The sequence below is a fragment of the Fibrobacter sp. genome (genome assembly GCA_017503015.1).
Lineage (GTDB): Bacteria > Fibrobacterota > Fibrobacteria > Fibrobacterales > Fibrobacteraceae > Fibrobacter.
The window spans coordinates 20205-35427 of sequence record JAFVTX010000050.1 but is presented as its reverse complement, the minus strand read 5'-3'; the positions used below and the strand labels follow the sequence as shown (position 1 = coordinate 35427).

At 51.1% G+C, this 15223-nt stretch carries 10 protein-coding genes; 5 read left to right on the top strand and 5 right to left on the bottom strand.

Annotation, left to right across the window (positions count from 1 at the left end; genetic code table 11):
* The first annotated feature begins 170 nt into the window (after window positions 1–170).
* From IKB43_09160 to IKB43_09150, 3 genes are all read left to right on the top strand, one after another.
* Entirely contained in the window at window positions 171–2351 is a 2181-nt protein-coding gene (locus IKB43_09160; GenBank protein MBR2470300.1) for a hypothetical protein, read from the top strand.
* 580 nt (window positions 2352–2931) lie between these two features.
* The gene (locus IKB43_09155; protein ID MBR2470299.1) at window positions 2932–6117 is read left to right on the top strand and encodes an isoleucine--tRNA ligase; all 3186 of its coding nucleotides are present in this window, start codon (window positions 2932–2934) and stop codon (window positions 6115–6117) included.
* Between the two features lie 153 nt (window positions 6118–6270).
* The gene (locus IKB43_09150) at window positions 6271–6870 is read left to right on the top strand and encodes a hypothetical protein (GenBank protein MBR2470298.1); all 600 of its coding nucleotides are present in this window, start codon (window positions 6271–6273) and stop codon (window positions 6868–6870) included.
* 2 nt (window positions 6871–6872) lie between these two features.
* On the opposite strand, the gene IKB43_09145 is transcribed toward IKB43_09150, so the two are convergent.
* Window positions 6873–7793: an MBL fold metallo-hydrolase gene (locus tag IKB43_09145; GenBank protein ID MBR2470297.1), complete on the bottom strand. Its 921-nt coding sequence runs from the start codon at window positions 7791–7793 to the stop codon at window positions 6873–6875.
* Window positions 7794–7939: 146 nt separating this feature from the next.
* Here IKB43_09145 and IKB43_09140 point away from each other — a divergent pair, with 146 nt between their 5' ends.
* Complete coding sequence (locus tag IKB43_09140; protein ID MBR2470296.1) at window positions 7940–8752, top strand: alpha/beta hydrolase; 813 nt, start codon at window positions 7940–7942, stop codon at window positions 8750–8752.
* A 9-nt stretch (window positions 8753–8761) separates the two neighbouring features.
* Entirely contained in the window at window positions 8762–9799 is a 1038-nt protein-coding gene (locus tag IKB43_09135) for an acyltransferase (GenBank protein MBR2470295.1), read from the top strand.
* A 44-nt stretch (window positions 9800–9843) separates the two neighbouring features.
* Here IKB43_09135 and IKB43_09130 read toward each other — a convergent pair whose 3' ends face one another.
* The 4 genes from IKB43_09130 to IKB43_09115 all read right to left on the bottom strand — a co-directional run bounded on the left by IKB43_09130 (window position 9844) and on the right by IKB43_09115 (window position 15222).
* Window positions 9844–10620, bottom strand: coding sequence for a hypothetical protein (locus IKB43_09130; protein MBR2470294.1), 777 nt, complete (start codon window positions 10618–10620; stop codon window positions 9844–9846).
* A gap of 129 nt (window positions 10621–10749) precedes the next feature.
* Window positions 10750–11397, bottom strand: coding sequence for a hypothetical protein (locus IKB43_09125; GenBank protein ID MBR2470293.1), 648 nt, complete (start codon window positions 11395–11397; stop codon window positions 10750–10752).
* A gap of 240 nt (window positions 11398–11637) precedes the next feature.
* The gene (gene polA / locus IKB43_09120) at window positions 11638–14460 is read right to left on the bottom strand and encodes a DNA polymerase I (GenBank protein MBR2470292.1); all 2823 of its coding nucleotides are present in this window, start codon (window positions 14458–14460) and stop codon (window positions 11638–11640) included.
* A gap of 36 nt (window positions 14461–14496) precedes the next feature.
* Window positions 14497–15222, bottom strand: a complete 726-nt coding sequence (locus tag IKB43_09115; protein ID MBR2470291.1) for an NAD(P)H-binding protein — start codon at window positions 15220–15222, stop codon at window positions 14497–14499.
* Between the last annotated feature and the right edge of the window lies 1 nt (window position 15223).

Here is a 15223-nt window from a genome sequence, read left to right as displayed (position 1 = left end):
TCTAGGTAAACGCAACGATCTGCGCCTTTTTTGTATTCATACAAAATTTGGCGAAGTTCCTTGTCTAGCAGGGGCGGAACTCCAACGAAATTAACCAAGGAGTTTATATGCCCATAGCAATATGCAGACATCTGCTCGCAATTGTCTTTGCGTTCATATCAGTGCCATACGTGCTAGCAGAAGTTCATCCCGGCCTGAAAAACGCCATTGATAAAGGCGACTATAAGACTGCGCAGAATTTAAAACAAAAAATGAATGTTCGTGGAGTTTACTTGCCGGCATCCTTATCTATTAAAGATGCTGAATTTATTTATGGTGGCCCGTTAACAGGGTATAAATGGATACTAGGTCTAGACAAATACAATAATTGTAGCAAGGATGAATCTTCTGAATGCTCTCCTGAATTTGTAGATAAATACATCGCTCAAATTTGTTCTGGAAAATCGGAATTTGATGTGAGCGCATGTATTGATTGGATGAAATCAACTTCTATGGAAGATATAGATCATTACAAAGGTAATTTCTGCAACTCGAAAGAAAATATAAGCGTGTGTAGTTTATACGTAAGCAAGTTAGATATGGAAAGCCAGTTGAACTATTTGAAAGAATTGGACCAAAAGGGTCTTGTCGAATTCCCTATCACTGCAGAAATTGATACGGTTGTCAAGGAAAAGTTGCCCAAGAAAGAGTGTCTCGAAAAGTGGGAAGGAATATACTCGGTTATCAAGGCTTCTATAGAAAATGACGCTCAGTATCATCATAGTAAGGGCTATTTTCGTGAGTCAATAATTTGTTCTTTTGACGGATCAGCCAAGAAAAAAAAGAAATGTCTTTCTTATTTAGATGAATTCTCAAAGAATATGAAAAAAGAATGTATTTCCGGAAAAATCGAAGTAGATGTTACTAAGAAAATGAAGGTGAAAAGAACACAAAAGCCTTTTGAAAATATAATAAGAAAATTCAGCCTCGAACTAGAAAAGACTCCATGGTTTGAAATGGATGATGTATGGATTGAAAAAGTTAAATTTGTTCAAAAATATGAAAAAATTGAAGAAAAAGAACTTGCAAAAAAAATAACGGATTATTATGCGAGCTATGGTGACATACCGCTCTCAAATGTGAAGGGAGCTTGCATATTGTTTCCTGCTATAGATAAATATGTTGAAGAAAATTTTGGGGTCAATATTTTTTCTTGTTCTCAGATTTTAAACGATTATCCTCATTATTTGGATTTAACCTGTACAACAGGCGACTCAGCTCAAATCAAGGAACTACCTACTGGATTGAAATACAGCGAAACAGCGACTACTCCATTTCTGTGTAATGCACAAACAGGTAAATATCGTCGTCTAGACCAATTTGAATTGGCTAGTCATAAATCTTGTGAAAATCCTAAATTTAGTTGGGTGAAAAAAATTAATTCCGATTTGTTTATTTGTGATAAACATAGAGGCAAATTAATAAATCCTGAACCAGCGTTGCTTGATTCCATCGGTCAGGACCTCTGTAATGATGCAGAATCAAATTGGATGATATCCTATTTCAATGGAACAGATTCTACCACACTTGTATGTGAACGAAAAAAGAAATTACTGAGAAAACCCTATCTTGTAGAAAAAGAAGTTGGAATATGTACTAAAGAAAATGAATTGACTGAATATGCTCTTACAGTCTGTTTTGATGAAGAATGGCAAAATACAACAGAAGTAAATACTAAAAATTTGCAATTTGCTCCTGGGAAAATCATAGCTGGGGAAATAATTCCCCACTACACTTACTTTAAAGATTTTAGAGATGACCATGTGTATCGTTCTGTACAAATTGGAGACCAAGTTTGGATGGCCGAAAATCTCAATTATTACGGAAGTGAGCCTGCATTAAAAAACAGCAAATGTACTGACAACAATGAAAATGTATGCAATCTTTTTGGTAGGCTCTATAACGGCTTTGCAGCATTGAATATATCAGAAGCGGATTTTCAGAATCAGAACCGCAAACAACAAGAACTCTTTTTGAAACATCCTTTGCGAGGAATATGCCCGGAAGGATGGCATTTGCCAACGGAATCGGAATGGAATAAATTGATATCTGTGGCCGGTGGAAGACAATGGAATGCAGGAGGAAATCATGCCGGACGCTCACTTAGTTCAAAATTACTTTGGAGAGATGGCGGTGGAAACGATAAATTTGGATTCTCCGTCTATCCATTTGGAAACAGATTTTGGACGTCTACAATAGATGAATACAACCAATTTGTTTACATCATGATTAATCGTACTCTATACATTTCGAAAGAACGTCTGTATAACCTGCCTGATATATTTCTGAATATACGTTGCATAAAGGATTAGAGGACCGTGTGGTTGAAAGAAGACTTTCTTTGAGGACGTAAATTGGTGCCACAAGTAGACATTTTTTTGTAGATGTATTCTGTGTCAATTGTGTAACAGGCGTTATTGGAATCATCAAAATCTTTCTTGCAATGGATATATGTTCCAAGTGATACATCCACAATCGCAAAAAAATTCACTGGTATTTAGATAGAATAACAAGAATCTTGTGGAAAAGCCTAAATATAGTGGCGTAGGCGGTCATCTATTTGCGATTGCCGTAGATAAGTCCTTACAATGGGGTTGTGAGGGAACAGTACATGGCTCCTCCAAATCCTTACAAAAATCCACCGAAAGGCAAGTAAAACTTGCTGGAATAGGGGCAGTATGCCGAGCATGTCGGAAAAAACTGTCGATAAACAGACTGCCGAAGAAATCCTGCAGTTTAAGATAGGCTAGTTTGCCATAGCCTCCTCTATTTTCTAAATTTACCGCCGAAAATTTAATGTCCATGTGGTTAATGCTAGCCTGGATCCTTCGACTACGCCCTGACGGGCTTCGCTCAGGATGACACCTTGCATTCCACTGTTCCGAGGAAACTATGTTTCGTGAAGTAAAGAAAGAAGAGACCTTCCCGCAGATCGAAGAGCGTGTGCTCGCCCTGTGGGATAAGGATGAATCGTTCAAGAAGTCGCTGGACTCCCGTCCGGAAACTGAACCGTACACTTTCTACGATGGCCCTCCGTTTGCAACGGGTCTTCCGCACTACGGTCACTTGCTTGCCGGTACCATCAAGGATATCGTTCCGCGTTACTGGACTATGAAGGGCAAGAAGGTTCCGCGCGGTTTCGGTTGGGACTGCCACGGCCTTCCGATTGAATCTCTCGTCCAGAACGAACTCGGTCTCGCGGGCGTTGCCGAAATCCAGAAGCTCGGTGTCGACAAGTTCAACGAAACCTGCCGCGGCAAGGTGCTCAAGTACACCAGCGAATGGAAGAAGACTGTTCGCCGCATGGGCCGCTGGGTGGACTTCGACAAGGGCTACAAGACCATGGATAAGAACTTCATGGAATCTGTGTGGTGGGTGTTCAAGCAGTGCTTTGACAAGGGCCTCATCTACCAGGGCTACCGCATCCAGCCGTACAGCCCGGCTCTCGCGACTCCGCTTTCGAACTTCGAAACCAACCAGGGCTATAAGGACCGTCAGGACCCGTCCCTCACGCTGATTTTCCCGATCAACTCGAGCGAGCCCAAGTTCAAGGATACGAGCATCCTCGTGTGGACGACGACCCCGTGGACGCTGTACTCCAACTTCTGCATCGTTGTGGGCCCGGACATGGACTACAACCTGGTGGAGCAGGACGGCAAGAAGTACTGGATTGCCGCAAGCCGCACCGCCGCCTACTTCAAGAACCCGAACATCGTGGATACCTGCAAGGGCTCCGAACTCGTGGGCAAGGACTACGAGCCGCTTTCCCGCATTTCCGATGCATTCGTGACGCCAGACCAGCTGTCCCGCCACTACAAGATTTACCCCGCCGACTACGTGAGTACCGAAGACGGTACCGGCGCCGTGCATACCGCTCCTTCCTTCGGTGAAGAAGACTTCCAGAAGGGCGCTGAACTCGACCTCGGCCTTTTCGACCCGCTGGATACCGAAGGCAAGTTCACCGACAAGGTCCCGATGTGGAAGGGCCTCGGTGCGAAGGAAGCCGACAAGGAAATTATCCGCTACTTCAAGGAACAGGGCCGCGTGTTCAAGCAGGACGTGATTGTCCATAGCTACCCGCACTGCTGGCGTACCGGCGTTCCTCTGATTTACCGCGCCCTCAAGACATGGTTCCTGAAGATTGACGCCCCTGTCACAAGCAAGGACGGTATCACCAAGACCCTGAAGGAATGGATGGTCGAAAACAACCAGACCGTGAACTGGGTGCCGGACCACATCAAGAACGGACGCTTTGGCAAGTGGCTCGAAGGCGCCCGCGACTGGAACCTTTCCCGTAACCGTTTCTGGGGTACGCCGATTCCGGTGTGGCTCAGCGACGACGGCGACACGATTGCTGTCGGCTCCATCGAAGAACTGCAGCAGCTCACCGGCGTGAAGCTGGACGACTTGCACAAGCACTTTGTTGACAAGCTCACGATTGAAAAGGACGGCAAGGTTTACCGCCGCACGCCCGAAGTGTTTGACTGCTGGTTTGAATCCGGCTCCATGCCGTATGCCAGCCGCCATTACCCGTTCGAAAACAAGGAACTGGTAGAACGCAGCTTCCCGGCGGACTTCATTGCCGAAGGCCTTGACCAGACTCGTGGTTGGTTCTACACGCTGACCGTGCTTTCTAACGCCCTGTTCCAGAAGCCCGCATTCAAGAACGTGATTGTGAACGGTATTATCTTGGCTGAGGACGGCTCCAAGATGAGTAAGTCCAAGCGCAACTATCCGGACCCGAACGACCTCATCGAACGCACGGGTGCCGACGCCATTCGCTTGTTCATGATCAACTCTGCCGCCTTGAAGGCCGAAGACCTGCGCTTTAGCGAAGAAGGCGTGAAGGGCATCGTGAAGCAGGTGATGCTCCCGCTTTGGAACGCCGTGGCATTCTTTGTGTCTAACCACAACGCCGACGCCGCCAAGGGCCAGTTGAACTGGAAGCCGGGTCAGGAAGTCAAGAGCGAGAATGAACTTGACCGCTGGATGCTTGCAACATTGCAGGATTTGGCTGCCAAGGTCGAAGTGGAAATGAAGGCTTACCGCCTGTACAACGTGGTGCCCGCCGTGATTGCCGCGGTAGATGACCTCACGAACTGGTACGTGCGCCGCAGCCGTCGCCGTTTCTGGAAGAGCGAAAACGATGGCGACAAGAACGCCGCCTACGCCACCATGTACAAGGTCTTGGTGGACTTCTCCAAGATTCTCGCTCCGTTCCTCCCGCTCCTCGCCGAAGAAATCTACCAGATTCTCGTTCGCGAAGTGGATGCCAATGCTCCGGTGAGCGTGCACCTCTGCGAATTCCCCAGCGCCGACAAGTCCCTGATGGACGAAAAGCTCGTGGAACGCATCGCCATGGTGCGTGGTATGGTCGAAATGGGCCGCGTGATTCGCGCTACGAATAACGTAAAGAACCGTATGCCGATTGCCAGCATGACGGTCGTTGCTCACGGCACCGAAGAAAAGAACGTCGCCGAGACCATGAAGGATTTGATCCTCGAAGAACTCAACGTTCGCGAAATGAAGTTCCTCGAAGATGAGACGAAGCTCGTGAAGCTCTCCGCAAAGCCGAACTTCCTTGCCATCAAGGCGAAGGGCCCGGATTACGCGAAGAATATGAAGGTGATTTCTGCCAAGCTGAATTCGCTGACCGTCGATGAAATCAAGGCTCTGCAGAATGGCGAAACCATCAAGTTCGACTTCGGTGAAGTCGGTGCCGACTGCCTCATGCTCAACCGCATCGTGGCCGACGGCATGGCCGTGGAAGCCAACCAGCACTTCACCGTGGCTCTGGACCTCAAGATCACGGACGAACTCCGCCGCGCCTGCGTGGCCCGCGAACTCGTGAACCGCATCCAGAACCGCCGTAAGGACCAGAACTACGCCATCACCGACAAGATCGAAGTGACGCTGTTCTCTGCAAGCGAAGTCTTCAAGCAGGCCGTGGCTGAGAATGAAGCTTATATCGCCGGCGAAACTCAGACTGTGAAGATTGCCTGGGCTGCCGCAGCCGATGGCCTCGAAGCCAACGACGCTGATGGAGAGGCATTCGCCTTCACGACTGTTAAGGCCTAGCAAGGCGAGAGTCGCGGGCAAGCTTGCTTGCCCATGACCGAACCGCAGAGGCTTGGATGCGAAACATCAAGGCTAAATTGACAGGAATGTCATTCTCGACGCCCTAATGTCATCCCCGCGCAGGCGGGGATCTTTTTTTATATTCATAACACCATGAAGTTTGTTTGGAATCTGATTCTCGTTTTGGCCTTATCCTTGCCGGGGTATTCCCTGGCAATAGATTTGGAGCAAGAAAAGGACCCGGATTATGTGGAGTACGACTCCCAAAAGAAGCCGAACTTCTTTATGTTCCCGGAAGGATTTGTTCCCAGTCTTTGGGGCGTCGCGGTTGGTACTGGCCCGGGGATTTTTTCTGCTGGAGTGGATGTGGTATTGGGCAGGTCCAGCGTCTTGTACGAACCCGCAAGACCGAAATCCGTGTATGGGACATGGGGCCCTCCGCACGTGCTGATATGGATGAATCGGATTAGGTTCATCTACGACTACGACGGTCATCAACAAGGGGGCTTTTTCCAGCCTAATTTGCGGTACCTATGGAAAACGGGACTTTATCTTTCTGTTATCGTAGGGCCCGAAATTGGTTGGGAAAAGGAAACCGGCTTTGAATACGGAGCGTCAATCCGTATCGGCGGCATGCCTTCGCTATGGCTTGCGAATTATGAATTTGGGTATTTGGTAAATTCTCAGAAGTTCTACTTCACGCTTTCGTTCTGTATATCGCCGCGGCTGTTTATGGCAGCGATGTCTATTTAGGATTATTCCGCAAATCCCGGAGGGGGCAGGTGCATGCCGGCCATCAGGAGTTTGTTGTCGCTTGCGTATTGCATGATGCGCTTGCGGCTCTCGGCGGATTTCGGCTTGTCCATGTCGTAGTTGGAGTTGATTTCGGGGTGGTCCTTCTGCAGGGCGTAACCGTGCATCAAATCACCGACGACAAGCAGGTTTGCTAGCTGGAATGCGGTATGGCCCGGCGTATGCCCGATGGCGTCCATCGCGAGCACTCCGTGGGGGAGCGTGTCGCCAAATGCGAACAAGTGAAGGCTATCCTTGTAGAGCGCCATGATGTTCTTTTGCAAGTCGTTTTTCGGGATGTCGTTCATCCAGGCGTCATATTCCACCTTGCCCGCATATACGGCGGCGTTCTTGAAAACCTTCGTGTCGTTGCCGGCATCATCCTTTGCGACAAGGCCCGAGATGTGGTCCACATGGAAATGTGTGAGGTAGACAAGCCCGATGCTGTCGGGGTTCACGCCGAGAGCGGCAAGGCGGTTCATGAGCTGTCCGCCGAAAGCCCCGAGGCCTGCGTCGAACAAGATGTACTTGCCGTCAACCTTCACGAGGAACGTGCTCACGCTAGCCGGGATTCCGTCGGGCATGTTCAGGCTGTTGTAGAGGGAATCGCTGGCGTCGCTAAAAAGGCTGCGCGGGTTCAGCTTGTTGCCCGCGTTGTCCTGAATCCAGGTGACGCTTGCACCGGTTGAAAGCGTAATCGTCTTGGTGCCCTCGACCTGTGGGGCGGTTGCTGAGCCAGCCGAAGCATCGGCAGCGGGCGTCTCGGATTCCGCGACAGCAGTATTTGCTGGTGCGGCAGTTTCCTTGGCGGTCTTGGTGTCGCTGCAGGCGGCGGCAAGCATCGAAAGCGAGATGGTTCCGAGGATGGCAAAGAACTTGTTCATATAGACTCCTTATTTACAAGATCCTCGCCTTGGTTCGACTACGCTCACCACAGGTCGCGAGGATGACGACGAAAGTGTTCGCGGGGATGACAAAAAAATAAGAAATAGCATCCCCTTTTGTGAAAGATGTATCTATCTTTTAGGGTATGAGTGATAAACTTGTACACAATGTCTGCACCGACGGATTTGAAATGGAATACGCCCAGTTCGGAACTGGCCCTCGCCCGCTGGTGGTCATTCCGGGTCTTGCCATCAGGAGCGTCATGAAATCTGCAGACGCCCTGCAAGTGCCCTTCAAGATGTTCACCGAAGGCTACACGCTTTACTTTTTCGACCGGCGAAAGGACGCCAACCCCGGCTACTCCGTAGAAGACATGGCCCGGGACCAGGCACTTGCCCTGCGTGCCCTCGGCCTCAAGGACGTAGCCCTTTACGGAGTGTCCCAGGGAGGCATGGTGGCCCAGCATTTGGCGGCAAATTACCCGAAACTGGTCTGGAAACTCGTACTCGGCTGTTCCACCTCCAAGGCTGAGCCCCAACAACTCAAGGTAATCGGAGAATGGACAAGGCTTGCCAGGGCCCACGATGGCGACGGTCTAGTGAAAGCCTTTATCCGGGACTGCTTCTCGGAACCTTTCGCCAAACGTTACGGCAGGGCCCTCCAGGTCATGTACAAGGATGTCTCTGCCGAAGAGATGGACCGCTTTGCCGTTTTCTCCGACGCCTGCGATTTTGTGGACACCCGTAACGGACTGGAAAACATCAAGTGCCCCACCCTCATTCTTGCCGCAAGCAAGGACCAGGTGGTCACCCCCGAAGCCTCCCAAAAAATCTACGACAGGCTAAAGGCTGCCGGCACCCCCTGCGAATTGCAGATGTACGAAGGTTACGGCCACGCCGTATTCGACGAGCTGCCCGAATTCAAGACCAAAATCCTCGAATTCTTGTCCGCACCCTAAAAGCACCAAATGCCCTCTGCCCTACCTACCGAAAAGCCCCGCTACGCCTTTGTGGACCTTGCCAAAGGCCTCTGCATCATGCTGGTGGTGTGGCACCATGTGGCAAGCACCTGGGGGCTGGACACCTACCCGCTGAAACTTCCCCTTTCCACCTTCCGCATGCCCCTGTACTTTTTTCTTTCGGGGCTGTTCTTCAAGAGCTACGCCGGATTCTTCGATTTTTGCCTGCGGAAAGTCAACAAGCTGCTGATCCCCTTCACCTTCTTTTTCATTACCACTTCCTGCATTTTGCCGTTCATCCTCGCCCACTTCCACCTGCGGCCAAGCCCCGGCTGTAGCGTGTGGTATTCTTTCATTTGGCAGGGATATTTCCCGAATTTTCCCATCTGGTTTCTGCTGGGGCTTTTCTGGACCAACCTGATTTTTTACGGAATTTACCTCGCGGCAAAGAAGCTTCCGCCAAAATTTTCCAACTTGGGACTTGTGGCCCTGTCATTGGCCGTTGGCGGCCTGGGATTCTTTCTCGGGCGAAAAGGCATCAATCTGCCCATGTTCATGGACACCGCCATGACGGCCATCCCCTATTTCTGCGCCGGGCATTTTGCCTTCCGCTATACGGCTCTTCTCAAGCCGAACAAGTTGGACAAGCTGAACATCCCCTTGGCCCTCCTGGGCTTTGGCCTGGTGTACCTCCTGTCGGACTCCACGGTAAGCTATGTACAAAACCATTTCCAGCTGCCCTTCTGGAGCACTTACCTTTGCGGACTATCCGGAGCGCTGGGCATACTCCTTTTGTCCAAGGCCATCAAGAAGATTCCCCTGGTGTCTTATTTCGGGCGATATTCCATCATGATTCTCGTGACCCACGGCTGGGTACAGTGGGCCATTATCAAGATTCTGCGGGAATTTCACATTCACTGGTCCAAAGGCGTTTCACTCGCCTTCGTCTTCGTGGTCACCATGCTTTTATACTTGGGAATCATACCCTTCATGAAGCGGTTCATGCCCCATGTGACCGCCCAAAAGGACGTGATTAAGCGGGAATAAAAAAGGACCCCGAAGGGTCCTCCATTTTCTCTCAAACAAGTTTATTATTTCCGCATAATGTAGACCGCACTGCAGAGGTCTTCGAAGCGGATTTCAAAGTGACTCAGGTTACCCCATGCCGCACCATTCTTAAAATGGGGAATAAACTCTCCCAACTTTGCACGATCCAGCTTCAACCACTCCCCCTCTCCAGAGAAGCAATAGTAGTCGTTTTCGTCAAAGGAGTTGAAATCCAAATTTCCAGAGCCATCCTTATCTACAACCAAGCCACCATTTAATTCTTCAAAACCTTCGGGACAACCTTCTGCCGTGGCACAGGCGGCAACATTTTCATTCAGCTGGTTACTTGTACCTTCGTCCACGCCATCCATGAGATCCTTACCAGCAGTAATGTCGCCATTGTCAGCCATGGTCGATTCTCCGGCCGAAGCAGACGAAGCGTCTTCAGAAGACGAAGATTCATCATCCCTGCTTGCAGAACTACCATCTCCAGAAGAGGCAGAATCGTCGCCCTTGCTCGCAGAGCTGTCATCACCAGAGGAGGCCGATTCTGCGCCGGATTCCGAAGATTCCTCACCGGAAGTAGCAGACTGTCCTTCGGACTCGCTAGAAGTTACATCGCTAGCAGAACTGGAGGGTTCGTCCGCCTTGGATGAATACTTACCCGGATCAAAGCCGGGAATAAACGGTTCCAGGCCGTCTTCTTCGGAAGCAATTGCATCATCCGAGCCTTCCGAAGGAGAAACCGAACTAGAGCAGGCAAAAAGCCCAATGGTTATAGTCAGAGCTGTAGTTGGCAACAGAATTTTTGTCAATTGCATAGAACCTCCGAACAATGGGTCTATACAACATATATTTTTATAAACAAAATAGCAATAGCTATGTGAATAATTTCACACATTTGTACACAATTTGGCGAAATTCGACAAATTTTGGCGTTTTTATTCAATCTATTCTGTTGCAATATAGATCGATTCGCAAACATTGGCAAAATCCAGGGTAAAGCCCGCCCTGGCCTCGTATGCCGGACCATCCCACAGGAACGGGAGCTTGGATTCCTGCAATTTTTCCTTGGTGATTTCGAACCATTCCTGGGATTCCGTCAAGCAATAGTAATGACCCCGCGCAAAATCCAGGTCGTCCACGGTAAATTTCAAGCTTCTGCTCCCTACGAACCCTTCTACGTCTTCGCCTTGGTTTTCCAACAGGTCCCACGAGTTGTCGAGTTCCGCCGCCTTGCCGGAGGCAACGTCATCCAAATATTCCTCCGTAATGACCGCAACACCACTTTCGTCTACCTGGATGTTGGACTCGGAAAAGTCCACCGAGGAACTGGAAGTTTCTTCGGAAGAACTGGAATTCTCAGAAGTGCTGCTTCCCTCGGTAGCGGAACTTTCCGCACCAGACGTAGGCGCTTGAGACGACGAGGAAACTAGGTCTGCCTTAGAAGAATAAACCTTTCCGGGGTGGTATCCGGGAACGGCGTCAAGGCCGCCATTGGCACTGGCGTCGGTAGAGGAAACCGTTTCGCCACAAGCGACAATAGCGAGAACAGGCAGTGCCATCAAAAGCAAGGCAAAAAATTTTCCAAGTCGCATAACCGCTCCTTTTTTTAGAAATATATAAAACATTCTAGCGCGAACGGGCATCCGTGAGCCGCAGGCGACTCGCATCAACGAGTCGTCGAAGGCGAGAGTGAGCGCCGACCAGAGAAGTAGCCCCATGCTTTAGCGCGAACGGGCATCCGTGAGCCGCAGGCGACTCATATCAACGAGTCGTCGAAGGCGAGAGTGAGCGCCGACCAGAGAAGTAGCACCCTACCTTAGCGCGAACGGTCATTAGTGAGCCTCAAGCCAATTTTCCCCAGAACCGACGCTTGCCACCAGGGGCACCCTCAGTTCCATGGCCCCTTCCATTTCGGCCTTCACCATGGCAGAAAGTTCTTCCAGACGGTCCTTGGGGCACTCGAAAACCAGTTCGTCGTGGACCTGGAGCATCATCTTCAGGGGGAGATTTTCCCGGTTGATACGCTCCTGAATGCGGATCATTGCAATCTTGATGAGGTCTGCGGCACTACCCTGCACCGGGGTGTTTACCGCCATGCGTTCCGCCATCTGGCTTTCCATGCGGTCGGAACTGTCAATGCCCGCGATGTAGCGGCGGCGGCCCGAAAGGGTTTCCACATAGCCGTTCTTGTGGGCGTAGGCCTTGGTGTCGTCGATAAACTTTTGCACTCCCTGATACATGCCGAAATACCCGGTGATAAAATCCCTGGCCTGGGCCATGGGGATTTTCAAGTCCCGAGACAGGCGGAAAGCCGTCATGCCGTAGAGGATGCCGAAGTTCACCACCTTGGCGTCGCGACGCATGTCTGCGGTGACGGCGTCCAATTCTACTCCGTAGATGGCGGCGGCCGTGCGGGCGTGAATGTCGATTCCTTCCTTGTAGCTTTCGATAAGGGCGGGGTCGCCGCTCAGGTGGGCCAACATGCGGAGCTCAATCTGAGAGTAGTCCACAGCCAAGATGACATTGTCCGGGTTCTCGGGAACGAATGCGGCACGTATCTTTTTGCCCAAATCGCTACGGACCGGAATGTTCTGCAAGTTGGGATCTCGGCTGGAAAGGCGACCCGTAGCCGTCCCCCACTGGATAAAGCTGGTGTGAATCCGCTTTGTCCTCGGGTTCACCAGCGTCGGGAGCACTGATACGTAGGTGCTCTGCATCTTCTTGAGTTCGCGGTACTCTATGATGGCAAAAACGATGGGGTGCGGTGCACTGACGGAAAGTTCCTCCAGCACGGCGGCGTCGGTGCTGCGTTTCTTGATTTCGGGGAGTCCCAAGGTATCGAACAGCACCTCGCCCAGCTGTTTTGGGCTACCGATGTTGAATTCCAGCCCCGCCATGTCGCAGATTTCTTTTTCCAGTTTTTCAATACGACCGGCAAGTTCCACTTCCAGATTCTTGAGGACCGCCGTATCCACGTAGGCCCCAACGCCCTCCATCTGGTACAGCACCTTCAGCAGGGGCATTTCCTGGCTGTAGAAAAACTTCTCGTAGTCCATCTTCTGGAGCTCTTGCAGCAGAGGCCTCCAGAGGCGGAGCGTATAGACCGCATCTTCGGCGCCGTATTCGGCGGCATCCTTCACAGGAACGCGGTTGAAAGGAATCTGGCTCTTGCCACGCCCGATGAGATTTTCTATGGGAATCATCTCGTGGTTCAGGCGCTGCATCACCTGGTTGTCCAGCCCGAGGCCCGTCTGACCCGGCGAAAGCATCCAGGCGGCAATGAGGGTATCTACTATCTTAGCCGCAGTAATTTGCGGAATGGAAAGTCCAAAAGCTCGGGAAAGCACATGCAAGTCGAACTTTGCGTTATGAAAAACGAAAGTGCGGCGATGCTTGCCGTCAACGACCTCGCAAGATTCATCCCAAAAGGCCAGGAACCATTCCTTTACGGCAGCACTATCGAAATTGCCTACGGGGAACCCGATGTCGTCGGTATGGGCAAGGGGAACGTAGTAGCCCTTGGGAACAGAGCCATCTTCGCTTGCGGCGGCAAGGCACAGCCCCACCAGATTGCAGGCCATAGAATCCAGACCGTCGGTTTCCGTATCCACGCCGATTTCTGTAGCCGCCGCAAATTCAGCCATCATCTGTTGGAACTTTTCGGCGGAATCAACGCAAATGTAGGTGGGGAGAACGTCATCGACAGCAGCGATGCGGTCGCCCTCCGGAAACTCGCCCTGCTGATTGTCGCCATCGTGCACGAACCCCGCCTTGCCGGGAACTTTTTCCAGCAAGCGAAGCAGGCTGTTGATTTCGTGTTCCTTGAAAATCTCCGCCAGGGTGTCCACATGGATTCCGTTGTATTCCAGGGCAGAAAGGCTCCCGCTAAAGGCCCGCTTGGTCTGGAGCGTCACCAGTTCTCGGCTCAAAAACGCCTTTTCCCTATTCTGCTCCAGATTGTCGTGAAGTCCCTTCTTGGTCACCTTGTCCAGATTGGCGTACAGGTTGTCCATATCGCCGAAATCGTTCAGCAGCTGTATGGCAGTCTTGGGGCCAACCTTCGGAACTCCCGGGACGTTATCGCTGGCGTCCCCCATGAGCGCCAGATAATCCCGAATCTTTTCCGGCGGGAGGCCGTATTTTTCCACCACCTGGTCAGGGCCAAAGTCTATGCCGTCGGCACCCTTGGTCAAATGGAACAGGTGAATCTTGTCGGACACGATCTGGGACATGTCCTTGTCCTTGGAAAGAATCACCACATGGTCAAAGCCTGCCTCCACCGCAGCGGTAGCCACGCTGGCCATCACGTCGTCGGCCTCGTAGCCGGGCTCCGAAAGCAGCGGGATTCCGCTGGCCTCCATGCTCTCTCCTAAAAGAGGCATCTGGGCGGCCATTTCTTCGGGCATGGGCCCGCGATTGGCCTTGTAGTCCGGGTAAAGATCGTGCCTGAATGTCTTGGTGTGGGCCACGTCCCGAGCGATGGCAAAATGGGTTGGCTTGTGCTTTGCCAGAATACGGAGTACCGCTCCCCAGTAGCCGTGCATCATGGAGACGTCTTCGCCCTTGCTGTTCACCAGCGGGTTCTGGCTATAGGCGTAAAACATGCGGAACGCAAGCGCGTAAGAATCAAGGAGCAGTAAAGTTTTTTCGGACATGAAAAAAATGTGAAATGTGGAGTGTGGAATGTGAAATTAAAAAAGTTCGGCCACTTTCGTCTGGGCGAGTATGCGGTTGTAGATGATTCGCTTGCCCTTGACGCAGTCGGTGGCGCAGATATGGTCCGTAGGCGGTTTCAAGAGGGATGCTACCAGATGGGCAGCTACGGTTTCGGCGTGAACAGGCCGCACATAGGCCGGGATCCATTCCGGATGGGCACCGATGGTCTTTTGCAGAAGTTCTTCACCGAAGCGTCTGTCCTTGTGCTTGCCTAAAAGCAGGGAGGGCCGCACCAGGGTAAGCGTCTCGAAATTCATCATGGTAAGGCCTTCTTCCAGCATGCCCTTGAGACGGTTGTAAAAAAAAGGCGAATGGCTGTCTGCCCCCTGGGCGCTGACGCACAGAAAATTCTTGACTCCTGCACTTTTTGCAATGGCCGCCAGCGAAAGAGGAAGCCGAACATCCACTTTTTCTTGTGCAACTTTGCTGCCCGCCTGCTTTTTAGTCGTGCCAAGGCAGCATATTACCGCATCGCAACCGAGAAACCCCGCCATAAGGACCTGGCGGTAGGTTCCGCTTACTTGTTCAAAATCCACCATTTCAAAGTGTATCTTGGATTCCCCCCGAGTAATTCCAAGGGCTTGTAAGTCCGGCACCGTTCGCACCGGGCAATAGACATGTACCACCTGCGGAAGCCTTGCAAGCAGGCTCAAGACATTTTTCCCCACAAGACCGGTAGAACCAAGCAATGCGACTTTCATA

Coding starts and splice junctions, on each gene's coding strand:
- IKB43_09155 (MBR2470299.1), top strand. CDS start 2,932: ATGTTTCGTGAAGTAAAGAAAGAAGAGACCTTCCCGCAGATCGAAGAG.
- IKB43_09150 (MBR2470298.1), top strand. CDS start 6,271: ATGAAGTTTGTTTGGAATCTGATTCTCGTTTTGGCCTTATCCTTGCCG.
- IKB43_09145 (MBR2470297.1), bottom strand. CDS start 7,793: ATGAACAAGTTCTTTGCCATCCTCGGAACCATCTCGCTTTCGATGCTT.
- IKB43_09140 (MBR2470296.1), top strand. CDS start 7,940: ATGAGTGATAAACTTGTACACAATGTCTGCACCGACGGATTTGAAATG.
- IKB43_09135 (MBR2470295.1), top strand. CDS start 8,762: ATGCCCTCTGCCCTACCTACCGAAAAGCCCCGCTACGCCTTTGTGGAC.
- IKB43_09130 (MBR2470294.1), bottom strand. CDS start 10,620: ATGCAATTGACAAAAATTCTGTTGCCAACTACAGCTCTGACTATAACC.
- IKB43_09125 (MBR2470293.1), bottom strand. CDS start 11,397: ATGCGACTTGGAAAATTTTTTGCCTTGCTTTTGATGGCACTGCCTGTT.
- polA (MBR2470292.1), bottom strand. CDS start 14,460: ATGTCCGAAAAAACTTTACTGCTCCTTGATTCTTACGCGCTTGCGTTC.
- IKB43_09115 (MBR2470291.1), bottom strand. CDS start 15,222: ATGAAAGTCGCATTGCTTGGTTCTACCGGTCTTGTGGGGAAAAATGTC.